This is a genomic window from Actinomyces sp. zg328, assembly GCF_009829635.1.
Taxonomy (GTDB): domain Bacteria; phylum Actinomycetota; class Actinomycetes; order Actinomycetales; family Actinomycetaceae; genus Actinomyces; species Actinomyces marmotae.
The window spans coordinates 53,072-78,266 of record NZ_VWPE01000010.1 but is presented as its reverse complement, the minus strand read 5'-3'; the positions used below and the strand labels follow the sequence as shown (position 1 = coordinate 78,266).

The window sequence follows — 25,195 nt, the reverse complement described above, 5'->3', positions numbered from 1 at the left end:
GGTCACCGGCGCGCCTCCTCCAGCAGGTCCGCGGCCGGCCCGGGGTTGTTGACAGGCTTGGTGAAGGCGCTGCTGAGCGCGGCGCTCTCGTCAACCTCCAGCCGCCCGCCCACGCAGGCGTAGGCGAGGTATCCGGTCGGGTGGGTGGCGTCGCCCGCGTGCAGGACGACGGGGGTCCGGCCGCAGTCGTCGGCGGCGCGCAGGATGTCCACGGCCGTGTCCGCGTCGGGCCCATCCTCGTCACCGCGCAGGCGGCCCACCGTCAGGACGTGGCCCTTCGTGTGGAGCTCGAGCTCATCGGCGAGCTGGGGGATCCACGGATCGTGGGCGTCCAGGATCCGCCCCACCATGCCCGGCAAGGCACCCGCCGACGGGTCCCCGGGCTCGACGACGACGCGAACCTTCCACCGCCGGGTCTCGGTCCTGAAGACGACGGACCGCATGCCGGTGGGCGGGGCGGAGACGAGGGCGACCATCCCCTCGCGCAGGGAGTCCTCGTCAGGGTAGGTCAGGGTGACGACGCCCTCCGAGGTGACGATCGCGCTCCGGGCCCCTCGAGTGTCCACGGTCCGCGCCGCGTCGATGACCCGCGCCTCGGCGCCGTGGTCAGCGGGCTGCCCGGAGCCGGTGATCTCCAGGGCCATGGGCACGTCCATCACGCCCGTCATCTCGACGAGAACCTTGAGCACCGCGTTGACGCTCGGATGCTCGCCCGTCGCCTCAGGGGGAAGGTTCTGGGAGAAGGCGGTACGGACGTCGTCGACGAGGGCGAGGAGGTCGTCGGTGGCCAGGCCCTCGCGCGGGACCAGGCGCACGCTAAACCTGCTGACATGGGAGGCTCCGGAGCTGCGGACGCGGAAGGAGACGAGCTCGTCCGCGTGCTCGGCCAGGGCGTCCTCAAGGGCCTGGCCCATCGTCTGATCCGGCGCCCGCCCCGGCGTGGAGGCGGTGGAGGCCGGGGCGGACCTCCAGTCGAAAGGCATCTCGCGACCCTCGAAGGGGTCCTCCGGGGCCCCACCGGTCCCACGGCCGCTGAGGACGAGAGCCGCGAGCACGAAAGCGGCGGCGATGACGGCGGTCCGGAAGACCGGACGTCGGCGGAGCAGAGCATCCATAACGACATGGTGTCCAGTGGGCGCGACGAGGTCGATGGGGCGCGATGCCCACGCCCCCGGGGTGGGGGCCGCGCGCCCGCGCTGGGAGCGGCCGAGGCGGCGGGATGGGCTCGCTCTCAGCGCGGGTCAGTGCAGGGAGGCATCGGGTTCGGTGAGCCTCCAGGCGTGAATCGGCACGGTCAGACCCGCGCGGGTCGGCGAGCACACGAGCGGTCCCGCCTCAGCCCGGGCGCCCGCGGGAATCGGAAGGACTCGCACGAGCCGCAGGTCGGCTGCGCCGTCGGCGCCGATGAGACCCGCCCGCACGGTCATGGCGCCGCCGCTGCGGGAGACCCGCACAAGCACCCGGTGATCGCGCCACCGGGGCACGGGGGCGACGGACCAGTCCGAGGAGCCGCTGGTGACGACGGCACCCACCTGGCACGCGCCATCGGCGTACTCGACGCCGGCCTTGACCCAGTGCTCGTCGTCGAGGCGCACGAAGACGCCCGCCTGGTCGAACTGCTCGCGGAAAGCGGCAGTGAACTCGACCTCGACGGCGCAGTCATCGGGAAAGGCGGCGAGCAGGGCGTGCTCGGAGTCATGGATGAATCCGTAGGAGGTGATCCGCCAGGCGTCCGAGCCCTCGACGGCGGTGACGAGCAGGTCGCCGCCGCTCACCTCGGCACGCGCCGGCTCGTGCGTCCAACGCCCCTGGTCCCAAGCGATCCGAGTCATGGCGCCAACCTACCTGCCGTGAGCCCACCGCCGTCGTTCACAGCATGCAGCTCACGCAGCCCTGGACCTCGGTCCCCTCAAGGGCGGCCTGGCGCAGACGGATGTAGTAGAGCGTCTTAATGCCCTTGCGCCACGCGTAGATCTGGGCGCGGTTGACGTCGCGGGTGGTCGCGGTGTCGGGGAAGAACAGCGTGAGGCTCAGGCCCTGGTCGACGTGCTGCGTGGCCGCGGCGTAGGTGTCGATGATCTTCTCCGGGCCGATCTCATAGGCGTCCTGGTAGTACTCCAGGTTGTCATTCGTCATGTAGGGAGCCGGGTAGTAAACGCGCCCGATCTTGCCCTCCTTGCGGATCTCGATCTTGGCCACGATCGGGTGGATCGAGGAGGTCGAGCCGTTGATGTAGGAGATCGAGCCGGTGGGCGGCACCGCCTGGAGATTGCGGTTGTACAGGCCGTGCTCCTTGACCTTGGCGGCCAGGCGCGCCCAGTCCTCGCGGGTGGGCACGCGCACGCTGGAGGCGTCGAAGATGGCCTTGACCTTCTCCGTGACGGGGACGAAGTCCTGCGTGGTGTACTTGGTGAAGAACTCGCCGCTGGCGTAGGCGGAGTCCTCGAAGCCCACGAAGGTCTGGCCCCGCTCGATCGCCAGGTCGCAGGAGGCGTCCAGAGCCGCGAAGAGGACGGAAGCGAAGTAGACATTGGTGAAGTCCAATCCCTCCTCGCTGCCGTAGAAGATGGACTCGCGCGCCAGGAAGCCGTGCAGGTTCATCTGGCCCAGGCCGATGGCGTGGGACTCGTGGTTACCACGGTCGATCGAGGGAACGCTGGGCAGGTGCGTCTGGTCCGAGACGGCGGTCAGCCCGCGCACGGCCGTGCGGATAGTGCGCGCGAAGTCCGGGGAGTCCATGGTCTTGGCGATGTTGAGGGAGCCCAGGTTGCAGGAGATGTCCTTGCCGACATGGGCGTAGGAAAGGTCCTCGTTAAGCTCGCTGGCCTCGGAGACCTGCAGGATCTCGGAGCACAGGTTCGACATGACGACCTTGCCCTTGATGGGGTTGGCCTTGTTGACCGTGTCCTCGAACATGACATACGGGTATCCGGATTCGAATTGGATCTCGGCCAGCGTCTGGAAGAAGACGCGGGCGTTGACCTTCTTCTTCTTGATCCGGCCGTCGTCCACCATCTCGCGGTACTTCTCGGTGACATTGATGTCCGAGAAGGGGACCCCGTAGACGCGCTCGACGTCGTAAGGGGAGAACAGGTACATGTCCTCGTTGTTCTTGGCGAGCTCGAAGGTGATGTCCGGGACGACGACGCCGAGCGAGAGGGTCTTGATGCGGATCTTCTCATCGGCGTTCTCGCGCTTGGTGTCCAGGAACCGCATGATGTCCGGGTGGTGCGCGTGCAGGTAGACCGCGCCCGCGCCCTGGCGGGCGCCGAGTTGGTTGGCGTAGGAGAAGGAGTCCTCCAGGAGCTTCATGACGGGGATGACGCCACTGGACTGGTTCTCGATCCGCTTGATGGGAGCGCCCATCTCACGCAGGTTGGTCAGCAGCAGGGCGACGCCTCCACCGCGCTTGGACAACTGGAGGGCGGAGTTGATGCCGCGGGCGATGGACTCCATGTTGTCCTCGATGCGCACGAGGAAGCAGGAGACGGGCTCGCCGCGCTGAGCCTTGCCCTCGTTGAGGAAGGTGGGGGTGGCCGGCTGGAAGCGGCCGGTCATCATCTCCTCGACGAGGTCCAGGGCGAGTTGCTCGTCGCCGTCGGCCAGGGCGAGGGCCACCATCGTGACGCGGTCCTCGAAGCGCTCCAGGTACCGCTTGCCGTCGAAGGTCTTGAGCGTGTACGAGGTGTAGTACTTGAATGCGCCCAGGAAAGTCTCGAAGCGGAACTTGTGGGCGTAGGCGGCCTTGAAGGCGCTCTTGACGAAGGCCGGGTCGTACTTGTCGAGGATGTGCTTCTCGTAGTAGCCCTCCTCGGTGAGGTACTCGAGCTTCTCCTCGAGGTCGTGGAAGAACACGGTGTTCTGGTTGACGTGCTGGAGGAAGTACTGACGCGCGGCGGCATGATCGGCGTCGAACTGGATCTTGCCGTTCGCGTCGTAGAGGTTGAGCTTCGCGTTAAGCGCGTGGTAGTCGAGCTCGGGGTCCCCAGAGGGCTCCAGACCGGTGTCCGTCAGCGTTTCTGCCAAAACTGTTCCAATCCTTGTGCGACGCGATCGACGTCGGTGGGCGTGCCGAGCAACTCGTATCGGTCCAGGTAGGGCACCCCGAGTTTGCTGGCGATGATGTCCCCGGCAAGGCCGTACGCCTCACCGAAGTTGGTATTGCCGGACGCGATGACGCCGCGGCACAGGGATCGGTTGTGCTCGTCGTTGAGGAAGCGGATGACCTGCTTGGGCACCGCCCCCTTCACGGCGCCACCACCGTAGGTCGGCACGACGAGGACATACTCGTCGTCAACCCTCAGGGGGGACTCCTTGGGAAGGAGGGGGATCCGCTTCGTCGGGAAGCCGAGCTTCCCGACGAAGCGATGCGTGTTCTCCGAGACGGAGGAGAAGTAGACGAGGAGGGGCGCGTCAGGCACGACTCGCCGCCGGCTCAGATGGCGACGGCCTCAGCGGCTGCGACGAGGCCCTTGATCTTGTCCGGGCGGAAACCGGACCAGTGGTCCCCACCGGCGATGACGACAGGGGCCTGGGCGTAGCCGAGGGACTTGACCTGCTCGAGGGCCTCGGCGTCGACGGAGATGTCCACCGTGCTGTAGGACAGGCCGGCCTTGTCCAGGGCGCGGTAGGTCGCGGTGCACTGGAAGCAGTTGGGCTTGCTGTAGACGGTGATCGGCATGGCTGGGCCTTCCTCTTGATCGGAGCCCCCTGCGGCTGCCCCGGCCTCACTGCGATGAGGAGGTTCCACGGGCGTAACCACACGGCTGTCATTCTCGGGAGGGCACGGGTCCCTCGCCGCTCTAAACACTACCCCTAGGGGTGGAGGTGGTCCACCGCCCCAAGATGATGTGTCCACCACGATGCTGTGCATAGCGCTCCTCCTCCCTGTGGACAGCGGGCCGAGGCCTGTGGACAGCCGGTGGAGGACGCTGCCCGACGGCCCCGGGGACGAAGGGCCCCGACCCCTTCGAACCCGCGTCACCATGCTGCCGCGGGGGTCTGACACGAATCCGGGGGCGTTAGCCACAGCCGCGGCAGGCGCCGCTCGCCAGGTGCCTCCCCACCCTGGGGATCGAGATCGAAAAGTCATCCACGTCGCAGCGCGGCGTCGGCGTGTCGCCCCTCCCGCGTCCCACGGCTCGGACCTGGCTCATCGCGGGCCCGGCCCTTGGGGCGAATCTCATGCGCGCTCTCACTGTTCTCACAGGTTGCCCATGGGATCATGGCGTTTCACCAGTCCTCATCAGCCAGTTTCGACACTGAGGAGTGTTTCTCATGACCGCCCTCTCCCTCGCCTATATGGCTGCAGACATCACCGCGCTCAGCATCCTCGTGGGCGCCCTCTACTCCCGCCGGCACCACCGCAAGGACCTCGTGGCCGCGTACATCGGCGTCAACATTGGCGTTCTGGCGGTCACCCTCCTGCTCTCGACGGCGTCCGTGGCCGCAGGCCTGGGCCTGGGCCTCTTCGGCGTGCTGTCCATCATCCGCCTGCGCTCCACCGAGCTGGAGCAGCACGAGGTCGCCTACTTCTTCGCCGCTCTGGCGCTCGGCCTCCTCGGCGGGATCCAGACTGCGTCACTGGCGATGGTCGCCGCGCTCATGGCGCTCGTCGTCGTCTCCCTGTGGATCGGCGACCACCCCGCGCTCCTGGGGCGCAACCGCCACCAGATCATCACCGTGGACCGCGCCATCCCCAACGAGGCCGAACTCAAGATGCACCTGGCATCGCTCCTGGGAGGAACTGTTCGCAGCCTCACCGTCCAGAGCCTCGACCTCGTCAATGACACCACGCTCGTGGATGTCCGCTACACCCTTCCCCGCTCCGGCGCGGCCACGGCCCACCTGAGCGGCTGGAGCGGGTCCGCGGGGATCGCGGCCCCCATGGCCGGCCCGCAGGCCCCCATGACCGGCCCGCAGGCCCCCGCGGGGACGCCCGTCGGCGCGCCATTCCCCTTCACCACCGCGACCGGCGCGCCCGGGGAGTGACGCCCCTGCGCCCCGCCGCGTCCGCGCCTCGGCCCGTACGCCCATACCAGCCCGCCGCCACACCCCAGACAGGAGAGGATCATGACCGCCGCAGCACCGCATCCCGCCCTGAGCACGGGGACCCTCGATGCGATCAGCCTCGACGAGCTCAACGCCACTGCGGACCTCCTGACCCGCATGGACCGCAAGTACATCGTGCCCATCGAGGCGGCGCAGGGCCTCCTGGACGCGCTCGCCTCTGGGATCGCGGGCGGGTCCCGGGCGTTGGAGATCAAGGGGCAGCGCTCCTTCGCCTACGCCTCAACCTATTTCGACACCCCCGATCTCGCCGCGTATTACCTCACGGCCCGCAAGCGCCGGCGGCGCTTCAAGGTGCGCACCCGCTCCTACCTCGATTCCGACCTGTGCTTCCTCGAGGTCAAGACCCGGGGGCCCCGCGGCGCCACCATCAAGGAGCGCATCCCTTGGGCCCTCGACGACGCCGACCGCCTCACCCCGGAGGGGCGCGCGTTCGTCGCCGAACTCCTGCTCGGCTCGGGCGTGTGCCGGGCACCGGACGAGGCGGAGCGGACCGCCACCGCGCTCACGCCTGTCATGGGCACCACCTACGAACGCATCACCCTCCACCTGCCGCAGGCCGAGGCGCGCTCCACCATCGACACCCGCCTGGCCTGGACGCCTATGCGGGCCTCGCGCGACTCGGCAACAGGCGCGATCCGGGGCGCAGCGAAGCCCGCCGGGCAGCAGGCGATCATCGAGACGAAGAGCCCCGGGACGCCGTCGCCTGCCGACCGCTTCCTCTGGGGTCTGGGGCACCGGCCGGCCAAGATCTCGAAGTACGCCACCGGCCTGGCCCTGCTCAACCGCGACCTGCCCGCCAATAAGTGGCACCGGGTCATCAAGAACGATCTGGCCAGAGCGGCCGGCGCGGGAGGCTCCGGGGACTTTGCCCCGGGAAGAGCCCCGGCAGCGCCTGGCGGTGGGGGCTGAGCCCTCTCAGGAGGGCACTCGGATCCAGGCGGCGGCGTCAGCGAAGGAGCGGGGGGTAGATCTGGTAGACGACGGCGTCGCGCTACCACTCGGGGTCAGGGGCCGGGGCGTTCACGGGGCGATAATGTCACGGGCCCGGCGCCGCTGACCTCACGCTGAGAGCCGCCGCGACGTGGGGTCCAGGTGCGCGGCGATCCAGGCGGCCGCGGCGTCGGGCAGGTCGGGGCCGGCGGCCCAGGCCTCGCGGAAGCGCTCAACGGTCTCATCGACGACGTCGAGCACGTCCTCATCCCCGACGCGGAGCTCCTTTTGCAGCCGGGCGAAGAGCCCCCGGGTGAGATCGTTGAAAGAGCTCTCGCCGAAGAAGGGGAGAGCGAGTGTGGGGTTCTCCGGGTCGGGCAAGTACGGCGCGGTGCACACGAGGTCGTAGGCGGGCGAGAGCCGGGCGGTGCGGCGATCGGGGTAGATGAGGGACCAGTTCTTCAGGTGCGCGTCCTCGTTGCCCGCCAGGAGGTTGAAGACGGTGCGGCGCACGAGCTCCCGCAATGAGGCGCGGTCATGGCCGCGGTAGGCGATCACGGCGGTCCACCGCACATCGGATCGGTACTTCAAGTTTCCGATGCCGTGCTTCCCGAGAACCTGGGCGAAGTCCTCGATGTGCACGCGCCCCTGCTCGCTGCGGTCGAAGCGCCGGACGGCGTATGCCCGGGACTCCTCGGTGGGCCAGGCCCCCGGACCGAGATCCTCGATGGAGGAGCGATCCCACAACGCGGTCTGGGGAACGTCGATGCCGACCTGACCTGCCAAGCGCATGGTGGCGTGCTCGTTGGCGGGGAGCCCGGGGTACTGGGGGTCCGGCGTCTTGAGGATCCAGTCGCCGTCCTCACCATGGACGGGGATGGCGAGGCGGTCCCCTTTCCGGCGCACGGAGAACTTGAGCGCCATACCGGCCAAGGACGCCCGCTTGGGCCCCACCACTGCCAGAGCAGGCGCTTCGCCTCTGGGCATCTCCTCAAAGCCCGACTCCAACTCCGCCACATCTTCGAGGGAGATGACCACGGCACCGGGCAGGTCGCCACCGATCCGGGAGAGGAGGTCGATCTCCGCGTAAGCGCTCACGCCCTGCTCACCGGCGATGAGGTCGCGAAGACGACCCTCGGGCAGGAGATTGGAGAACCATGCGGGGAGGCTGTTCCTTGCCTGGGGGCGGGCCCGTCGGTGCTCCTCGAACCACTGCCCGAGCACGCTCCGACCGGGCTGGTCCCAGTAGTCGGCATCCATGACGAACGTGGTGAAGGCGTCCCGCCTTCGCAGCACGCCCACGCGCTCCCCATGAAGAGCGACCGCGTAGATCTCCTCCCTCATCCGGGCCTCACCCCGCAGACGCGGGATCGTCGGGGTGGAGGATCGCGTCCAATGGCGGGGTGTCCTCGTAGCCGAGGGCGGTCCGCACAGCCACGAAGCGGCGCAGATGCTCGTCAAGAAGGTCGCCCCGAAGCCGGATCGCCTTCGCGCCGTCGTTGTTCTGCAGGCATGCGACGATCTCCTCGGTCAGGAGGAGGGAACCCAAGCGCTTAACGCCGTCCCCCAGGAACTCCATGACCGTCCGTCGATCAAGCCCTGAGATCATCCGATTCGCCGCCACTGAGGCGACTGAGGCGCCCTCGTCGAGGGCATCGGCGGGCACGAGCTCCGTCAGGGCCGCGCTCGGCGTGCCACTGGAAGCCAGCATGTCCGCGAGGGCCTCAACCGTCATGGGCTCACCCGTGCGCAGATCGGTGGGCTCAAGGCTCCACAACGCGCTGGCGATGACCTTGGAGTCGGAGCGGGTGGCCCGGAACACGCTCACGTCCGGCAATGGCGGCTCATGCTCCAGGCGGGCCGCGGCGAGGAGGCGCTGGACGGAGTCCGACTCCTGACCCGCCACGAGGCAGGCAGCCATGCTCCGCAGATCGGCCTGGGATCCGCTGATCCCGAGCTCATCGGCGCCCACGCTCGTGCGCCACAGCCAACGGCCGAGCAAATCGAGGTTGCGATCATGCGCTCTGGGGAAGAGCGCGAAGAAGCGGGTGAGGACCAGCAGTTGGAATCGGAAGGGCAGGAAGGTCCAGTGCGGTACGCCTTGCCCCTGGAGGAAGCGGACAGCCGCGAGCAGCGCCGCCTCCGTGCCCTGGTAGGCCTCCTCCTCGCTCTCGCCTGGGAAGTCGCTCACCCGGCGTCGGGACTCGGAGAACTCGCCGCGCGGATTCCGGGTGATATCCGTGCGCCGACGCACGAGGAGCGCCTGGACGACTGCGGCGCGCGGAAGCAGGCCGAAACTCGTTCGGGAGGCGACAGAGGCCCGTATGCCCTCGATAGTCAGGCCCTTGCCCGGGCCTCCGTGAAGCGCGTCGAACACCTCGGCGTCGCTGAGCGGCTTGCCGCTATTGTTGATGCGGTCGAAGACCTCCCTCAAGATGCTCTCTTCAGCGTCATGCATGATGGTCGCCGCGATCTCCACACCAGCCAGCCGGGTGACCGCTCCCTGAAGGCGGTCGGCCGACTCCGCCGCCTCAGGATGATCCCCCAGCCAGGCGAGTGCACGGCCGAGGTCGAACAGGTCGGGAAGGGGGACCACGAGGTCCTCCTCTGGATCACGCCGCCGCACCACCTTCCCGGTCTTCAGGGAGTAGCCCAGGGCGAAGCATCGATCACGGCCGCCGTCCGGGTCCACCGCGTTGACGAGGCTTGTGATGCGCTGCTGGCCGTCGACCACCCACAGGGCGTCGGGCACCTCCGAGGCATCGACGTCGAGCGCGCCGATCCGCAGGCGGGCGGCCTCGGCCGGCCGCTTCCACAGCAGGAGACTGCCCACGGGGAAGCCCCGCAGGAGTGAGTCGAATAAGTCGAGGACATCCTTGGTCTCCCACCGGAAGGAGCGCTGGAACTCGGGCACGCGGATGCGCCCCGCGCGCACAAGGGCGTGCAACTCGCGGATGGTGTAACTCTCCGCCCGGGAGGTCGCCTGGGACTCGTCCATGTGCCCATCATGCCAGGCCGCACCGACACGATCCTCGGGCGATGGGGCCCCGCGCGGAGGGCCCCGGCTGAGTGCGCACAACTCGTATGCGCGGAGGCCAGGTGAGCCGGGCGCCGGAGGCGCTCTTGAAGTACCCGGCGCTGGCGCCGTTGATCCAGCCGGTCTTGGGGTCCTCAGGCTTGGCGGTCTCCGGCGGCTTGGCCGACGCCGAGAACGGCGTCGGCCATGGCCGCAGTCGCCCGGGCCTTGTTCATGGGATTGCCCATCGTTCACCGATCCTCAATGAGGATAGGGATGCGCTGCGGCGAGGAGGGGGATCACGCCGAAGCGGAAACTATGCTGGCACAGATCGCTGACGAATGACACCCGAAAAATCACGAATCAGCAACTACATCTATCCCTTTTTCCCGCGAATCGATCACCTTCTGATAACGCTGGGCGACTGACCTGCGAGCATGTCCGCCACCGTGAGCGAATAACGATTCGGGTTCAGTTCGTTCCGGCGGGGATAGGGACCGTGCCCGCCGCCCCCTCAGGCAGCGGGCACGGGGCTGGCAGCAGGACGGCGATACGGCTCAGCGCGCCCAAGCGCCCGAGGCATCGAGGAAGTACCACTTCCCGCCGTCGGCCACCCAGCCCGTGGCCATGGCACCGTCGGGGCGCAGGAAGTACCACTTCCCGCCCTCAGCCACCCAGCCCGTGGCCATGGCACCGTCGGGGCGCAGGAAGTACCAGTGACCACCGTCGACCACCCAGCCCGTGGCCATGGCACCGTCGGGGCGCAGGAAGTACCACTTCCCGCCCTCAGCCACCCAGCCCGTGGCCATAGCGCCGTCGGGACGCAGGAAGTACCAGGAGCCGCCGATGAAGCGCCAGCCGGTGGCCTTGGCGCCCGTGGACGGGTCGATGTAGAACCAGGTCGCACCCGAGCGGATCCAGCCCGTTGCCTGGCCGGCGGCCGCGGGGCGCGCAGGGGCCGCGGCCGCCGGCTTGGAGCCGGAGAAGGAGTTCCTCGACGCCCCCACCTGGGAGCCGGCGGCCGGAGTCAGGGCGCCGACGCTCGCGGGATTGCGGTACAGCGCGAAATTCTGGGTGGCGTACCAGGAGTGAGTGGCGGTGCAATAGTGGACGGCGATGCCGATATGCGTGAAGGACGGATCGAGCATGGCCCCCAGATGGCCCGGGGAATGCAGCCACTGATTGAACAGCGAGTACCCTTGGTTGCCATTCTTATGCCCATAGTAGTACTGCCAGGCGATGTTCTCTGATCCACCACCCCAGCCGGAGGGATACAGGTCCCAGAAGTTCTCCGGGGCCCCATTCTCTATGGTGTGATGGTGGAACCCCTTGGGAAGATTATTCGATCCCACACCGTAGGAGGCCATATGGGCGCTCCAGGCACGCGCGACGGCGTCGAGTCTGACCGCGCGCTTAACCGGGTTGAGCCCCTGCTCGACTCGGAGCTGGTTGACACGGTCAAGGATCTGCTGCTCGTAGACGGCGATGGCGGACCGCGACCAGCCCAGCGCGTCATCGTCGGCAACCGTGCCCTCGGGAACATCGTTGACGGAGGGTGAGACCGTGACCTTCTTGGCGGCGGAGCCCTCCCCCGAGATCACCGTGGTGGCACGATGATCCTTGGGATTGGTCTGGCTGGAATCCGACACGACGGGGGCGGAAAGGGCGCCGACCGCGGGCATGATCGAGGCCGCCGCGCCCGGCACCACGGTCAATCCCACCAGGAGGGCAGAGGCGAGCGCGGTTACCAGTCGCGATCCGCACGACGAGACGCGTCGGGATTCTTTCAAGGAGGAGGGCATGGGAGTCTCTCAGGGGAGGGAAAGGGATAGCAGGAGCGGGGAATAAATGCGAGCGGTCGCGGGGATCCGGAATCCTGAACTCCGGGCGACCGGACAAGGCCGATGGTAGCAGCGCCCCGGCCACTCGAATATCGATATTCCCCCGTGATGAAACGAGCCCGGATAACGAATCGCCGACAGCACTCGGCGACATTCCCGTCACCCTCATTCATCGCGAGGCGGACTCGTATTCATCACGGTTCACCAATGACCTGGGAGACGCCGGCGCCGCCGCAGGACCGCGAGCGCGCCGCGCGGATGCCTCCCACCGCGCCCCGTGATCGCGGCGAGATGGGCAGGGCGCGATGACGCCCGGCTCACGCCCCTTCGCGGGGCCCGAGCCGGGCGCCATCGTGATTCTTCCGCAACGGCCAGGAGACCGGGGAGTGACGCGGGAGCCGACGCGGCTCAGGCGGGCGCTCAGTCGGTGGGGCGAACGAGCCACCAGGCGGCGTAGGGCGGGACGGGGACCATGCCGTCGCCGTCACCCTCGAGAGTCGCCGCGCCCGAGGGGACCGTCCCCGTCAGAGCGTCGGCGGCGCCAAGCACGCCGTGCTCCGCCAGCCGCCAGGCGGGGATCCTCCTCCAGTCCGGCGTCACGTTGTACACGCCCACGAAACTGCCCAGCGGGTGGTCGCGGAAGGTGACGAGCACGCCGTCGTCATCCAGGGGGGCCACCTGAGTGCGCACGTCGGCGCTGAGCACGGGCAGGGAGGCGCGAACCCGCCCCATGTGGACGAGGTCGGTGAAGACGCGGCCCTGGATGGTTGAGCGGTCCCAGCGGCCGGCCATGAGGCGCTCATCGAGGCGGGGGCGCCCCGCCCAGCGGGAGTCGGTCTCGTGGCCGGGCTCGGTGTCCCAGTTGGGGTCATTGAACTGGGCCAGTTCGTCGCCGGACCAGATGACGGGGACGCCGCCCCATCCGTAGAGGATCGCGTTGGCCATGCGCAGGGCGTTGATGCGCTCCTCGCGCCACCGCCACAGGGAGTCGACCTCGTGCTCGGGGGTGAGGTCGTTGATTCCCTCCCAGGCCTCAGCCACGGACTCCAGGCCGATGAGCGAGGCGGCGGTGCCGGAGATGCGGCGGTCCCCGGTGACCGGGTTGTGCTGGAAGACCAGGCCCCGCGCATCAGAGAAGGGGTAGAGGCCCGTGTACCAGTCGGACAGGAAGGCTCGGTGCCAGTAGCCGGACAGGCCCACGGCATCGGCGTCGCCGTCGTCGATCGCCCAGCCGATGTCATCGTGGCAGCGCAGGTAGGTGATCCAGGTGGAGTTGGGGGACTCGGCGGGGAGGTGGCGCAGGGCGTGGGCGCCGAGCACCGCGTTCCGCGCCGCGAGCATGGACCAGACCTGCACCATGAGGGAGTTGTGGTAGGCGAGGTCGGAGACCTTGTTCGTGTACCGGCCCTGGCCGAGGTACTGCACGAGCTCGGTGGGGGCCACGATCGCCTCGGCCTTGAGGATGATGGCGGGGCAGGCGATGCGGGTGAGGGCGCGCAGCACCTGGGTGATGGCGTGGACCTCAGGCTGGCCCTGGCAATCGGTGCCCTTGCGCTTGATGGTGAAGGCGATGGCGTCCAGGCGCAGCACCTCGACGCCGCGGTTGGCCAGTTCCAGGATGATGGAGACGAATTCCTCCATGACGTTGGGGTTGCGCCAGTCGAGGTCCCACTGGAAGGAGTTGAAGGTGGTCCACACCCAGGAGCCGAGCTCCTCGTTCCAGGTGAAGTTGCCGGGGGCGAAGTCCGGGAACACCTCTGGCAGATCGCGCTCGTACTCGTCGGGCTCGGCGCGGTCAGGGAAGAGGAAGAAGTAGTCCTGGTAGCGCTTCTCCCCCGCCCGGGCGCGCCGGGCCCACTCGTGCTCGGCCGCCACGTGGTTGAGGACGAGGTCGACGACGAGGCTCATGCCCTCCCCGCGCAGGGAGCCCGCCAGGTGCTCGAGGTCGTCCATGGTGCCCAGGTCCGGGCGGACGGAGCGGTAGTCGGCGACGGCGTAGCCGCCGTCGGAGTCCCCGGGACGGGGGGTGAGCAGCGGCATGAGGTGCAGGTAGTTGACGCCGAGCTCGCGCAGGTAGGGGATGCGGTCCTCGACGCCGCGCAAGCTCCCGGCGAAGCGCTCGGTGTAGCAGGCGTAGCCGATGCGCGAGGGGTCCTGGATCCAGGAGGGGTTGAGCATGCGCTGGAGGTCCAGGTGGCGCAACTCGGGGCTGCGTTGGGCGTAGGCGGCTGCCGCCTCGGTCAGCAGGATCGTGGCCGCCCGCGTCGCTCGGGGCTCGCCGTAGAGGGTGACCAGGCCGTCGATGACATCGGGGTACCAGCGCTCCAGGCGGGTCGTGAAGATCTCCTGCTCCGTGAGGTTGAGCCCCACCAGGGGGGCGACGATGGCCTGGGACACCTCGTCGGGGATCCCGGCGAGCGGGGTGAGGACGGGCTGTGTCTCGGGGGCGCGGCGCTGGGAGGTCATGCAACCATGATTCCCTACGCCGGGCCCTCGCAACAGCCGATCCACTATTCGGCCTCGGCCGGCCGCGGGACTCCGGCGCGCACGCGTTGGGCGCAGTACGCGGCAGCGGGGCCGGTGGGGCTCAGCGCCATCGCCGGGGGGAATGCCCGGCGTCGACCTCCTGGGCCCGGCGGCCCTCGCGGGCGAGCAGGCTCTGCTTGGTCGCCGGCCCGTAGCGGAAGCCGCCCAGGGACCCGTCGGCGCGGGCCACGCGGTGGCAGGGGACGAAGAGCGCGGCGGCGTTGAAGGCGCAGGCGCCGGCCGCGGCCCGCACCGCCCGGGGGCTGCCGCACAGGGCGGCGTACTCGGCGTAGCTCACCAGGCGCCCCGGGCCGATGCCGCGCAGTACCTCCCAGGCCCGCTCGCGGAAGGGGCCCGAGCGCTGGAGGACCGGCACCTGGGCGGGGGCACCCAGCTCGCCGTCGTAATAGGCCTCCAGGGCGGGGAGTGCCTGGGCCAGGGCCCCGGGAGCGGATCCCGACGGCGCCTCCTCCAGGCACCCGGGGCGCAGGCCGGGGTGGATGAGCGCGAGCAGCCCGGCGGGATCCTCGGTCCACCCCGAGGCCAGCACGGCGCTGCCCGCGATGATCGTGAAGGGCCCGTCCGGGGTGGGGGCCGTGGCCACGGAGGCCGTCAGCCCGTCCCGGTCCCGTAGAGGTCGCGCCATGCCCTTATCCTCCCGCATCCCTCACGCCAGGGCGAGGGACAGGGCGGACGTCGCCTCATCCCAGGGCAGGCGCTCCTGCTCCAGGCTCAGGCCCCAGTCGATGATCATCCGCCAGGCGCGCATCTGCTCGTAGCCCAGGCCCTCGGGCTGCGGGCCGTCGCGGCTCACCCGCTTGCCGGGGTCGGCCACCGCCAGGCAGCGCCAGCGCTCCAGGGTCGGGGCGTCCATGAGCACCGGCACGATCCCCGGCAGGCGCTGGCTGAGGCAGGCCAGGATCCTCATGCCGTCGGCATCGAGATCCCCCCAGTAGGCGACGCGGCGCGCGCGGCGAGCCCAGGAGAGCAGGGGGAGCGTCTGGACGATCTTGTCCCCCGCGCCCCAGACGGCCACGGTTCGCGGCCGCTCCTCCAGGGCGAGGAAGGTGGCCAGGTTCTCCACGGCGATGACGTCGATGAACCCCGCCCGATCGGCCCACATGCGGCTGATCTCCTCCACCGGGGCCTCGACGTCGCGCAGGCCCCCGGCGGCCAGGCCCGGGTCGAGGATCCGCACGCGCACGGTCGTGGGAGGACGGCGCAGGCCCAGCCCGGACTCCACGGGGAGGCCCCCGCCCCGGGCCGCGCCGAGCAGGCGCTGCACCACGCGGCGGTGCCGCTCCAGCCACTTGGTGTCCAGGCCGGCGATCGGCAGCTGGCGCAGGTAGAGGCCGGAGGCCGGATGCGAGGCCAGCCAGGCCACGGCGGCGACGAGGCGCTCGACGTCATCGTCCTCGTACTCGACGACCTCGCCGATGACGGCGGCCACCGCCTCGGCCGCGCCGCCCTGACCCGACAGGCCGGTGGGCCCCACGCCCAGGGCCTCGAGCATGCCCGCGATCATCCCCGCCCGCGAGCTCGCCAGCCCCCAGTGGCCGGCGCGGCCCGCCGCCGATGCGATGGCATCGGCTCCCACAAGCTGGGCGCGCACGGGCAGGTGCTGGGTGCCCAGCGACGCCCAGCGGCGCCCCTCCCAGATGACGGTGCCGGGGGCAGAGCGCTCCCATTGGCGCCAGGCGGCGATCCACGCGGCGACGCCGTCGACATCCGCGAGCGCAAGGTCATGCGTGGGCGGGTCGAGGGACAGGGGCAGCACCTCGGCGCGCGCCTGGTCGGGGTTCGCGGCCCAGGCGGCGTAGACGCGCTGGTAGCGCACGGCGGCGCGCGCGGCGAGTTCGGCCGGGCCCCTCACAGCGCCTCCAGATCGAAGCCCTCGAAGAGGTCGCCGGGCCGCTCGGGGGCGGCCCAGGCGCCCCTGCGCGCCGGGGCGTCGAAGAGCACCATGGACAGGGCGGAGGCGTCCCCCTCGGGGGTGTTGGTGACCATGGCCGCGCCGCCCACGTGCTCCTCCAGGGTCTGGAGCATCTTCATGGGAGTGGCCAGCAGCAACTGGAAGCCGAAGCCGCGGAAGACCTCCAGGCCGGCGCGGGTGTAGTCGGCGTCGGTCTTGTCGAAGGCCTCGTCGAGGACCACTAGGGCGTAGCCGGGCAGCTGGTTCCCGGGGTCGGTGAGCTGGTAGCGCAGGGCGGCGGCCAGGCAGAACACGACGAGCTTCTGGCGCTGCCCGCCGGACAGGCCCGAGGCCCCCTCGTAGACATCGACGACGACGCCGTCGACATCGCGCTCCTCGGCGCGGAAGGCGACGTGGAGGCGGGTGTCGAGGCACTGACGGCGCCAGGCCGCGTCGCGGGGCTCGGAGGAGCTGAGCCGGCTCATGATGCGGCCGAGCAGGGCGTAGCGCTCCTCGGCGCGATCGGGGGACTCGTCGTCGAGTTCGAGGCTGCCCGAGGCGATGGTCGCCAGGTCCCGCAGGAAGTCATTGACCACGGGCAGGCGCCGCTCCTCGACCTTGATGCGCAGGTGGTGGCCGGGCGAGTACTCGGTGGTGGCCAGGGCGTCGTTGACGGGCCCGATCCGGGCCCTGACCTGGCTGACGGCGCGGCGGATCTCGGAGGCGAGGTGGCCGATGTTCTGGCGGGACTGGGAGCGCAGGAGGGCGGTGAAGCGGCGCTCGTGACGGGGCAGGTCGTCGGATTGGAGGCGGGCCAGGATCGCGAGGAACTCGTCGAGGTAGTCGATCTCGGGAAGGACCTGGCCGCGGGTCTCGGGCCAGGTGGCGACGAAGGTGGACATGGTGACCACGGCGCTGGCCACGGCGCGGGCCTCGCTACGGGCGGCGGCCTCGCGCTGCTCGACGATCTCCTTGGAGACGCGAGCGGCGACCTCGCTGATCTCCTCCAGGTTCGGGCGGCGGCGGCGCTGGGAGCGGAAGCGCTCGTCCAGCTCGACCCGCATGGGCCCGGACTCGGGGGCGGACAGGATGAGGGCCTCCTCCTCATCGCCCGGGGTGAGGGCGCCGGCGCGCAGGGCCTGCTCCCGCTCGCGCAGGCGGTCGAGTTCGGCGGTGGCGGCATCGCGGTTCTCGGCCTCTCGGACCAGGGAAGCGCTGAGCTCGCGCAGGGTCTGGCGGGCCCGGGAGAGCGCCCGGCGGGCCGTCTCGATGCGGGCGTCGAGCTGGGCCAGGCCCGGCTGGGCGTCCCGCAGCTGCTCGCAGCGCCGCGCCCACCGCTCGGCTTGGGAGGCCGCGGAGGCGACGTCGATCTGCTCCCAGGTGAACTCCGTGGCGCGCTGGCAGGCGGCGAGCCGATCGCGCAGGACGGCCTCGCGGGCCTCCAGGCCGTCGAGGCGGGCATCGGCCCCTGCCTTCTCCCGGGCGCGGGCGGCGAGCTCATCGACAACGAGCTCGAGCCTCTCGCGGGCGTCGACGCCGATCACCCAGGCGCGGGGGTCGGCCGGGTCGCGGCGGTCATCCTTGAGGTGGGCGGTGCGCGAGGACTTGACCTGGCCGGCGCGGGTGACGCCGCGGTCAACTGCGGCGAGCTCCTCGGCGCCCTCGACGCACAGGTGGTCGAAGCGCCGCATGAGCTCGACGTTGAGCCAGTCGGCGTGCTCGGTGCCGGGGATGGGCTCGATCTTGCGGGCCAGGGCGCCGCCGGGGACCCGGGGGACGCCGCGGGCGGCCTGCGCGGCGGGCAGGAGGCGGTCGAAGTGGAGGCGGGCGCCCAGGTGGAGGGTGTCGACGGCGGCGAGCACGTCCCGGTAGAGGCGGTCGGGGACGAGCATGTGGGTGGCGAAGCCCCCGGCGACGGCCTCGATGGCGACGCGCCAGTCCTCCTCGCCGTCGACGACGCGCAGGATCTCTCCGGCGAAGGGCAGGACGGAGGCGGGTTGGCCGATGACGGTGGCGATGAGGTCGCGGGCGCCGAGCAGGCGGGGAGGCATGGCGGAGCGGCTGGCGAGGATCTGCTCGCGCTCGGTGGTCAGGGCGTCGACGCGGCGCTTGAGGTCGAGGGCGGCCAGGCCGGCGGTGTCACGCTCGGCGCGCAGGGAGGCCAGTTGGCCCCGCAGGGAGGAGTCCTCGGCGGCCAGGACCGCCTGGAGCTCGTGGTGGGCGCGCGCGTCGGCGGGGGCGGTGGCGTCGAGTTCGCTCAAGCAGCGCTCCAGGGCGCGGACGGCGTCGGCACGACGGGCCGCCTCCGCCTGGGCGGCCTCAAGGCGGGCGGTCGCGGCGGGCAATCCAGCGCCGGCGGCCCCGTGGCGCTCGGCGCGCAGCAGGTCGAGGTCGGCGACGGCGGCGTCCTCGCGGGCGGCCGCCCGGGCGACCTCCGCCTCCAGGCCACTGACAGCCGCGGCGGCGCGGTCGCGCTCCTCCTCCAGGCGGGTCAGACGCAGGTGGTGGACGTAGCCGGGCACGGCGGCGGCGAGCGCCTCGGCGTGGGCCTGCTGGGCTCCGGCGTCGATGATGGTGCGACTGAGCTCGGACAGGGGGGCGAGGGCCCTCTCCTGCTCGCGGGCCTCGACCACGGCCGCATGCGCCTCGCGCAACTCCCCGAACTGCTCGACGGCGGCGTCGGCCAGGCGCAGGGTCTCGGGTTCGTCGAGCATGAAGTCGCGCAGGAGGGTGTCGAGGCTGGCCAGGGACTTAGCGGCCTGGGTGCGGTGGAGGAGGCGCTGGGCGACCTCGCTGGACAGGCCGAGGCGGCGGCGGAAGGCCGCGGCGAAGGCCTCGTACTTGTCGAACAGGCGCAGGCCCTCGGGGTGGTCGCGGCGGATGGCGCGCCGGTCGATGCCGTGGGCGAGGTAGGGCAGGAGAGTCGTGAGATCCGGGGACCCTTCGGCCATGAGGAGGAGTTGGGCGACGGCGTCGACGGCGTTCGTGCCGGCACGCACGTGGAACAGGACGATCAGGGTGAGCGACTCGGCGCCCTCACCGCCCTGGGAGAAGGTGAGGGCGACCCCGCTGCGGGTGGCACCGGCGCGCAGGAAGTCGGTGACGACCTCGCCGGTGGCGCCATCGGTGGTGCGCCGGTAGGCGCCGCGCACGTAGCTGAGGATGGTGCGGGCGCGGTCGGTGGCGCCGGAGTCCTGGGCGGCGGCGTTGAATCGCCGGTTCTTGGCGGGCACGAGCACGGCGGACAGGGCGTCCAGCAGGGAGGACTTGCCCGAGCCGGACGGGCCGGTGAGGATGAGGCCATCGCGGGGCACGGGCAGGTCGTGGTAGCCGTTGAAGGTCCCCCAGTTGTGGACCTGGATGCGGGACAGACGGTGCTGGGCGTCCGCCTCGCGCAGCCGCGAGCGCGTGCGGGCCGAGCGCGGCGCCGGGGGCACCGGGGAGGCGGCGCGGCGGCGCTCGCGGGTGGGGGTGGGGGGCGTCGTCGTTCTCATGGCCGCTCCTGGGAGTCAGCGCTCGGGGTGGACGGGGAGCGCCGCGGGCCCCGTGGGCGCTCAGAGCCCCGAGTTCCCCGCGCGCCTCCGGGCCCGGCCCCGTCATCGTCCTGCTCGGCCAGCATGGCCTCGTACTGGGCGGCGACGGCGGCCACCTGGTCGGCGCCGAAGACGAGGGCGAGGATCGGGGAGATCTCATAGCGCTCGTCGACGCTCGTGGACCGCAGGAGCGAGGCCTTGACCATCTTGGTGATGGAGGCGCTCACGCGCCGCTCGAAGCCGGAGAGGTCCGTGGAGGCGCGCCGCCGGTAGATGGCGAGGTGGTCGATGAGTTCGGAGCGGTCGACGAAGACGCGATGACCGCCGCCCATGGCGCGCAGGAGGAGGGTGCGCAGGTGGAGCAGGAGGGCGGTGTCGATGAGGGTCAGGGGCATGGCGCGCACCACGGAGGGGGCTTGGCCGGTGGGGTCGTCGGCGTTGCGCACGAACGCGAAGCCGGCCTCGCGGTCCACGATGAGGCTGAGGAACATATTGGCCAGGTGGTGGCGGACGGCGTCGAGGTCGGCCATGAGGGCCTGCCAGGGCTCGGGGTGGAGGGCGGCGGAGAGGTAGGGGCCCTGGACGAGGCGGACGATGGCGCTGCGGGTGGCGCGGGGCAGGGTTCCGGCGTCGCCGTCCCACAGCGCCCCCGGGGGCATCTCCGACGCCGGCTCAGCCGGGTCCGCGGGCGCTCCTTGGCATGCCGGCGCCTCGGGCTCAGGGGGCGCGGCCGGGCCGTCGGCCGCGGCGGGCGACGACGACCGTGTCGGTGGTGGCGGCGGTATCGCGCCGACCCCGCCGGGCGGCGGGGGCGGGACCTCCAGGTTCATCTCCTGCAACGGGCTCTCGGGGCTCATTCGTCGTCTCCCTCGGGGCGCGGCGCCAATGCGGCGGAGTCGGTGGACGGGCCGGCCACGGGCGCGGTGAGCACGAGCCGGGGGATGGTGGCGCGGCGTTCCTCTCCTCCCGCCGTCGACCAGGAGATCTCCTCCTCGCCGCAGGCGAGAGCGCCGGCGCGCCTCCCGATGAGGAGCAGGCCGATGACGCTGGCCAGGCCCTGGGTGGCGGGGTGGTCGGCGAGGATGTCGCCCAGGGTCGCGGCGCCGCGGCGCGCCATCGAGTCGGCGACCGCCTCGGCCAGCTCGATCATGTCGATCTCGGAGGCGCGCACGGCCTGACGCATGGAGTCCAGGTCGAGGCCTGAGGCGCTGTGCGTGACGATGTCCTCGGCGACCTCGGCGTCGGCGGGGTTGTTGAGTCGCCAGGAGCCGACGCTGGCCAGCGGCAGCCCGGTGAGCTCCAGGCTCATGCCCATGGGGGCGATCGGGGCGGCGCGCTCAGCGACCCGCCCGGCGAGCGCACAGGCCCGGGCGAGCTCGTCGGACAGGCGGCGGTGCTCCTCGAAGGCGCGGCTGGCCACGAATGCGCGCAGGGAGCGGGAGAAACCGGTCATGGTCTGGCGCACGCCGCCGGCCTCGGTCACGAGGGTGGAGCGCCAGTCGCGCAGGAATCGGCGGTCCGCCTCGTCGAGCATCTCGGCGAAGCCGCGGCTCAGGGCCTCGTCGATGTGGTCGTCGAGGAGCGCGGAGGACTCGGGGTCCTGGAGGAGCTCGAAGAAGCCGAGAAAGGAGCGGCCGGCCTCGGAGGATTCGATGCGGTCGACGCCGCGGAAGACGTCGTCGAGAACCTCGCCGCGGGACCCGGGGGCCTCGACGATCCGTTCGCGCAAGGAGCGGTTGAGGTCGGTCATCTCGGAGCGCACGCGCGCTAAGTCGCCGGGGATCTGCTCGGCCAGGGCGATGATCTCCTTGAGGCGCTCGGCGCCGTCGTGGGGGTCGAGGGGCTCGGCCTGGCCGGTCTCGACTCGGGCGATCTGGGCGTCGATGGCGTCGCGCTCGGCCCGCAGGCCGGCCAGGCGGCGCTCCGTGGAGGGGTCGGAGTCGCGCACGAGGCGGTCGAGCTGACTAGCGATGGAGGCGAGGCGGGACTGGGTGGCGGCGGGGCGGGGCCGCTCGACCTGGGCGAGATAGCGCAGTGCGGCCTCAGCGGGGGCGGAGAGCTCGTAGGACTCCTCGCGCTCACCGGGGGCAGTGGAGCGCACGAGGATGCCCTCGGCGCGCCAACGGTCGCAGTAGGTGCGGGCCGTGGTCCTCTCCCCCAGGTCCATGCCGGCCTCGCGCAGGCAGAGGAGGTCCTCGTCGATCAGCTCGTGGAGGTCGGCGACGCTCATGCGGCGCCTTTGGCCGCCCAGGTGGGAGCCGAGCACGGCGACGGCGATCGCGGCCTGGTCCAAGCGCAGGAGGCGCAGCCCGGCGTCGGCCTCGGGACCGGCCAGGAGGCGGCTCGCGCTCAGGGCGGCGGCGACGACGCCTGAGGACCGGGGCATGGCACCTCCTTCAGGGCGGGGGGGCGGCGGTTGCGAACCCGCCGCACGGTACCCGCTATCCCTGACACCCGGCTGAAGGCGGACAAGCGCCCAGGGGCTCCCGCTAGTGCGCGGTGATCGGTTCGTCGGCCTCAGGGGTGGCGGGATCCGGGCCGTCGCCGTCGAGGTCGGCACGGTCGAGATCGTCGAGGTCCACCTGCGCGATGGGATCGGGCGGATTGTCCCCGGCGGACAGGAAGAGGCCCACCCAGGCGGCGCGCCTATCAGTGTCGATGAGGAGGGCCTTGGCGAAGAGGGTCAGCGGGATGGCCAGGATCGCGCCGAGCGCTCCGATGACCTGGGACCAGAACAGCAGAGAGATGAAGGTGACGGTGGTGTTGAGGCCCACGGCGTCGCCGGTGAACTTGGGCTGGATGATGGACTGGATGACGAAGTTGAGCAATGAGTAGATGACGATCACCCACAGGGCCGTCCAGGGCCCGGAGTCCACCGCGGCCAGGAGGGCCGGCGGCATGACGCCGATGACGAATCCGATGTTGGGGATGTAGTTCGTGATGAAGGCGACGACGCCCCAGGTCACGGCCATGGGCACGTCGAGCCACCACAGGGCCATCGTGTCGAAGACGGCGACGATGAGCCCGAAAACGGTGGAGACCAGCCAGTAGGAGCGCACGGACTCCGCGAAGCCGGCCAGCGCCGAGGCGAGACTCGGCTTGAGCATGACCAGGGCGCGGGTGCGCCTCTCAATGCGCGCCATGTCGAACATGAGGAAGAGGACGGTCAGGCCCATGACCATGAGCATGGAGCCGATGCCGGAGATCTGCTCGAGGAGCGCCTGGGCGAAGCCGACGACCTTGGAGGTGTCGACGGCCTTGGAGGCCTGGGCGACGAGATCGGTCTGGGACATGCCCAGCCGGGTGAGGCGGTCCTGCAGTTGCGTCCAGATGTCGGCGAACCGGTTCGAATAGCTCGGGAGGGTGTCGATGAGCTGCATGACGGCGATGCCGAGGAATGCGAACAGGCCCACGACGAAGGCGTAGATGATCACGATCGCGGCGAGCGCGGAGACGGGCCTCGGGATGCGGTGGCGGGTGGCCCAGGTGATCAGGGGCCGCACGGTGATGACCAGGGTGAGGGCCAGGAACACGGGGCCGATGAGCCTGCTCGCGTAGTACATGCCGACGCAGCACACCACGAGCGCGGCCACCGTGAAGGCGATCGTCTCCCCCTGGCTGCGCCCGGGATCATCGGCGGGCGCCGGGGAGGCGGGCGCCGAGGAGGCGGGCGCCGCCTGATCGGCTGTCGTCGCAGGCGGGAAGGGCGTCGGCCGCCCTGTTTTAGCGCTGTCGGGTCTCATGGCCCTATCCTCCGATGATTTCGCGCCGACCGGCGGCCGCTCTCATCAAGCGGCGGGAGCGGGGCCCAGGACGCGCTCGATCCACGGCTCGACGGCGGCGTAGAAGTCCCGGCGCCGGCTGCGGCGGATGAGGTGCCCCGCACCCTTGATGAGTACCGGAGTGATGAGCGGGTTGCCCAGGGAGCGGGCCTCCTCCAGGCCGGTCGCGCCAAGGCGGGCGGAGCCGGGCTGGTCACCGCTGAGCAGCAGCGTGGGGACCGTGAGGGCGGCCAGGGCCTCGCGCCAAGGGACCTCGGGGGCGACGACGCCGGTGCGCAGGAGCTTCGGGTCCACGCGCTGGCTGGCCCAGACCGAGGGCAGAGCCTCGCTCTCGGGCATGGTGGCCGAGGCGAGGGCGCGCAGGACGGCGCCGGCGGGGTTGGCGAGCTCGGCGTCCAGGGCGCGCTTCCGAGCGGCGCCACGGGCGAGGAGCTCGGAGGGGCTGCGGGTGCCGTAGAGGGAGGGGTCCTCCAGGATGAGGCCGCTGACGAGCTCGGGGCGGCGGATGGCGGCGACCATGGCGGTCGCCCCGCCCATGGAGTGGCCCAGCACGATCGGGGCCGGCGCTGCGGTCAATCCCAGGGCGGCTCGTCCGCGGGCTTGGGTGTCGAGGTCGGTGAGGAGGTCCAGGGCGTCGTCGACGAGCTGCTCGCCGGCCCGCTCGAGCTGCGAGCGCTCCCAGGAGGGGGAGAGCCCGTGCCCGCGGGAGTCGACGGCGATGACCCGGTAGCCGCGCCGGGCCCAGTGGTTGATCGCGTCGGCCTGGGAGACGGCCGAGGAGGTGATGCCGTGCAGGAGGACAAGGGTGGGAGCGTCATCGCAGCCCACGGTGAGCCGCGCCAGGGAGGAGTGCATGGGCGTCATCCTCCCCCATTAGGCTGTTCCCATGACAGGGGACAGAGATACGAATAAGCAACAGGTCGTCACCAGCGAGGAAGCGCTGTACGGACGGATGAACGTGGAGTCCTTCAACCTGGACCATCGGAGGGTGCGGGCCCCCTACGTCCGTATCGCCGACCGCAAGGAGCTGCCGGGCGGGGACACCCTCATCAAGTACGACGTCCGCTTCTGCCAGCCCAACGTGGAGCACCTGGAGATGAAGGCGGTCCACTCCATCGAGCACCTGAGCGCCGAGCTCATGCGCGACCACACCGACCGGCTCATCGACTTCTCCCCCATGGGATGCCAGACGGGCTTCTACGCGCTCATGCTGGGCGTTGAGACCGAGGAGTTCCTGGGGCTCCTGGAGGCGACGATGCGCGGCATCCTCGCGGCCACCGAGGTGCCGGCGGCGAATGAGGTCCAGTGCGGCTGGGGCGCGAACCACTCGCTGGAACAGGCCCAGGACGCCGCACGAGCCTTCCTGGCCAGGCGCGAGGAGTGGGAGACCGTCCTCCCCTCCTGATCCCGCCCACCCCCCTCGCGAGACCGGTCGAAAATAAGAGCGAGACCGGTTCGCCGTCCACAAGGACGACGGCGTGGGCGCGGCATGAGACGAGCCTGTGGAAACAGGACCGGTCTCGCTCCTGATATCAACCGGTCTCGCTCCTGATATCGACCGGTCTCGCGCAGGGGGCGGGATT

General features: G+C 70.7%; 19 protein-coding genes. 3 read left to right on the top strand and 16 right to left on the bottom strand.

The annotated features are described in order from the left end of the window. Positions 1–2: 2 nt before the first annotated feature. The 5 genes from GVV75_RS06020 to nrdH all read right to left on the bottom strand — a co-directional run bounded on the left by GVV75_RS06020 (position 3) and on the right by nrdH (position 4,681). Positions 3–1,115 carry a hypothetical protein gene (locus GVV75_RS06020; RefSeq protein ID WP_159813924.1) on the bottom strand — a complete coding sequence of 371 codons (1,113 nt, stop codon included), beginning with the start codon at positions 1,113–1,115 and terminating at the stop codon, positions 3–5. 126 nt (positions 1,116–1,241) lie between these two features. Continuing rightward, a complete protein-coding gene (locus tag GVV75_RS06015; RefSeq protein WP_159813922.1) occupies positions 1,242–1,832 on the bottom strand; it encodes a DUF1349 domain-containing protein in 591 nt (196 codons plus the stop codon). Between the two features lie 37 nt (positions 1,833–1,869). Continuing rightward, positions 1,870–4,026 carry a class 1b ribonucleoside-diphosphate reductase subunit alpha gene (gene nrdE / locus GVV75_RS06010; protein WP_159813920.1) on the bottom strand — a complete coding sequence of 719 codons (2,157 nt, stop codon included), beginning with the start codon at positions 4,024–4,026 and terminating at the stop codon, positions 1,870–1,872. Next, positions 4,011–4,421: a class Ib ribonucleoside-diphosphate reductase assembly flavoprotein NrdI gene (nrdI, locus tag GVV75_RS06005; protein WP_159522410.1), complete on the bottom strand. Its 411-nt coding sequence runs from the start codon at positions 4,419–4,421 to the stop codon at positions 4,011–4,013. The genes nrdE and nrdI overlap by 16 nt, the downstream gene beginning before the upstream one ends. A 14-nt stretch (positions 4,422–4,435) precedes the next feature. Continuing rightward, positions 4,436–4,681, bottom strand: coding sequence for a glutaredoxin-like protein NrdH (gene nrdH / locus GVV75_RS06000; protein WP_017177955.1), 246 nt, complete (start codon positions 4,679–4,681; stop codon positions 4,436–4,438). A gap of 596 nt (positions 4,682–5,277) precedes the next feature. On the opposite strand from nrdH, the gene GVV75_RS05995 reads away from it, so the two are divergent. Next, positions 5,278–5,991, top strand: coding sequence for a DUF4956 domain-containing protein (locus tag GVV75_RS05995; RefSeq protein WP_159813917.1), 714 nt, complete (start codon positions 5,278–5,280; stop codon positions 5,989–5,991). Between the two features lie 81 nt (positions 5,992–6,072). Next, a complete protein-coding gene (locus GVV75_RS05990) occupies positions 6,073–6,981 on the top strand; it encodes a polyphosphate polymerase domain-containing protein (protein WP_159813915.1) in 909 nt (302 codons plus the stop codon). A gap of 150 nt (positions 6,982–7,131) precedes the next feature. Here the strand turns inward: GVV75_RS05990 and GVV75_RS05985 are convergent, their stop codons facing one another. From GVV75_RS05985 to GVV75_RS05935, 11 genes are all read right to left on the bottom strand, one after another. Further along, positions 7,132–8,346, bottom strand: a complete 1,215-nt coding sequence (locus GVV75_RS05985; protein WP_159813913.1) for a type II toxin-antitoxin system HipA family toxin — start codon at positions 8,344–8,346, stop codon at positions 7,132–7,134. Positions 8,347–8,353: 7 nt separating this feature from the next. Then, a complete protein-coding gene (locus GVV75_RS05980) occupies positions 8,354–10,000 on the bottom strand; it encodes a DUF262 domain-containing protein (RefSeq protein ID WP_159624164.1) in 1,647 nt (548 codons plus the stop codon). Between the two features lie 575 nt (positions 10,001–10,575). Then, entirely contained in the window at positions 10,576–11,739 is a 1,164-nt protein-coding gene (locus tag GVV75_RS10295; RefSeq protein ID WP_236266075.1) for a CAP domain-containing protein, read from the bottom strand. Positions 11,740–12,279: 540 nt separating this feature from the next. Continuing rightward, on the bottom strand, positions 12,280–14,325 hold the full coding sequence (locus tag GVV75_RS05970) for an alpha-amylase family protein (RefSeq protein WP_159813911.1): 2,046 nt from the start codon (positions 14,323–14,325) through the stop codon (positions 12,280–12,282). Between the two features lie 121 nt (positions 14,326–14,446). Next, positions 14,447–15,031: a methylated-DNA--[protein]-cysteine S-methyltransferase gene (locus GVV75_RS05965; protein WP_159813909.1), complete on the bottom strand. Its 585-nt coding sequence runs from the start codon at positions 15,029–15,031 to the stop codon at positions 14,447–14,449. A gap of 21 nt (positions 15,032–15,052) precedes the next feature. Continuing rightward, positions 15,053–16,258 (bottom strand): DUF3322 domain-containing protein, encoded by a 1,206-nt coding sequence (locus tag GVV75_RS05960; protein WP_159813907.1) that lies wholly within the window; start codon positions 16,256–16,258, stop codon positions 15,053–15,055. After that, positions 16,255–19,791, bottom strand: a complete 3,537-nt coding sequence (locus GVV75_RS05955) for an ATP-binding protein (protein WP_159813905.1) — start codon at positions 19,789–19,791, stop codon at positions 16,255–16,257. The genes GVV75_RS05960 and GVV75_RS05955 overlap by 4 nt, the downstream gene beginning before the upstream one ends. Continuing rightward, positions 19,788–20,687 carry a DUF4194 domain-containing protein gene (locus GVV75_RS05950; RefSeq protein WP_159813903.1) on the bottom strand — a complete coding sequence of 300 codons (900 nt, stop codon included), beginning with the start codon at positions 20,685–20,687 and terminating at the stop codon, positions 19,788–19,790. Before GVV75_RS05950 ends, GVV75_RS05955 begins: the two co-directional genes overlap by 4 nt. Continuing rightward, positions 20,684–22,216, bottom strand: coding sequence for a DUF3375 domain-containing protein (locus GVV75_RS05945; RefSeq protein WP_159813901.1), 1,533 nt, complete (start codon positions 22,214–22,216; stop codon positions 20,684–20,686). Before GVV75_RS05945 ends, GVV75_RS05950 begins: the two co-directional genes overlap by 4 nt. A gap of 103 nt (positions 22,217–22,319) precedes the next feature. Beyond that, the gene (locus GVV75_RS05940; protein WP_159813899.1) at positions 22,320–23,573 is read right to left on the bottom strand and encodes an AI-2E family transporter; all 1,254 of its coding nucleotides are present in this window, start codon (positions 23,571–23,573) and stop codon (positions 22,320–22,322) included. A gap of 45 nt (positions 23,574–23,618) precedes the next feature. After that, positions 23,619–24,467: an alpha/beta fold hydrolase gene (locus tag GVV75_RS05935; RefSeq protein WP_159624180.1), complete on the bottom strand. Its 849-nt coding sequence runs from the start codon at positions 24,465–24,467 to the stop codon at positions 23,619–23,621. Between the two features lie 97 nt (positions 24,468–24,564). Here GVV75_RS05935 and GVV75_RS05930 point away from each other — a divergent pair, with 97 nt between their 5' ends. Further along, positions 24,565–25,017: an S-ribosylhomocysteine lyase gene (locus tag GVV75_RS05930; protein ID WP_159522602.1), complete on the top strand. Its 453-nt coding sequence runs from the start codon at positions 24,565–24,567 to the stop codon at positions 25,015–25,017. Positions 25,018–25,195: the final 178 nt, after the last annotated feature.

What these genes read in the sequence shown, in the direction of transcription:
- GVV75_RS06020 (WP_159813924.1), bottom strand. Translation starts at nt 1,115, where the DNA reads ATGGATGCTCTGCTCCGCCGACGTCCGGTCTTCCGGACCGCCGTCATC.
- GVV75_RS06015 (WP_159813922.1), bottom strand. Translation starts at nt 1,832, where the DNA reads ATGACTCGGATCGCTTGGGACCAGGGGCGTTGGACGCACGAGCCGGCG.
- nrdH (WP_017177955.1), bottom strand. Translation starts at nt 4,681, where the DNA reads ATGCCGATCACCGTCTACAGCAAGCCCAACTGCTTCCAGTGCACCGCG.
- GVV75_RS05995 (WP_159813917.1), top strand. Translation starts at nt 5,278, where the DNA reads ATGACCGCCCTCTCCCTCGCCTATATGGCTGCAGACATCACCGCGCTC.
- GVV75_RS05990 (WP_159813915.1), top strand. Translation starts at nt 6,073, where the DNA reads ATGACCGCCGCAGCACCGCATCCCGCCCTGAGCACGGGGACCCTCGAT.
- GVV75_RS05985 (WP_159813913.1), bottom strand. Translation starts at nt 8,346, where the DNA reads ATGAGGGAGGAGATCTACGCGGTCGCTCTTCATGGGGAGCGCGTGGGC.
- GVV75_RS05980 (WP_159624164.1), bottom strand. Translation starts at nt 10,000, where the DNA reads ATGGACGAGTCCCAGGCGACCTCCCGGGCGGAGAGTTACACCATCCGC.
- GVV75_RS05970 (WP_159813911.1), bottom strand. Translation starts at nt 14,325, where the DNA reads ATGACCTCCCAGCGCCGCGCCCCCGAGACACAGCCCGTCCTCACCCCG.
- GVV75_RS05965 (WP_159813909.1), bottom strand. Translation starts at nt 15,031, where the DNA reads ATGGCGCGACCTCTACGGGACCGGGACGGGCTGACGGCCTCCGTGGCC.
- GVV75_RS05955 (WP_159813905.1), bottom strand. Translation starts at nt 19,791, where the DNA reads ATGAGAACGACGACGCCCCCCACCCCCACCCGCGAGCGCCGCCGCGCC.
- GVV75_RS05950 (WP_159813903.1), bottom strand. Translation starts at nt 20,687, where the DNA reads ATGAGCCCCGAGAGCCCGTTGCAGGAGATGAACCTGGAGGTCCCGCCC.
- GVV75_RS05945 (WP_159813901.1), bottom strand. Translation starts at nt 22,216, where the DNA reads ATGCCCCGGTCCTCAGGCGTCGTCGCCGCCGCCCTGAGCGCGAGCCGC.
- GVV75_RS05940 (WP_159813899.1), bottom strand. Translation starts at nt 23,573, where the DNA reads ATGAGACCCGACAGCGCTAAAACAGGGCGGCCGACGCCCTTCCCGCCT.
- GVV75_RS05935 (WP_159624180.1), bottom strand. Translation starts at nt 24,467, where the DNA reads ATGCACTCCTCCCTGGCGCGGCTCACCGTGGGCTGCGATGACGCTCCC.
- GVV75_RS05930 (WP_159522602.1), top strand. Translation starts at nt 24,565, where the DNA reads ATGAACGTGGAGTCCTTCAACCTGGACCATCGGAGGGTGCGGGCCCCC.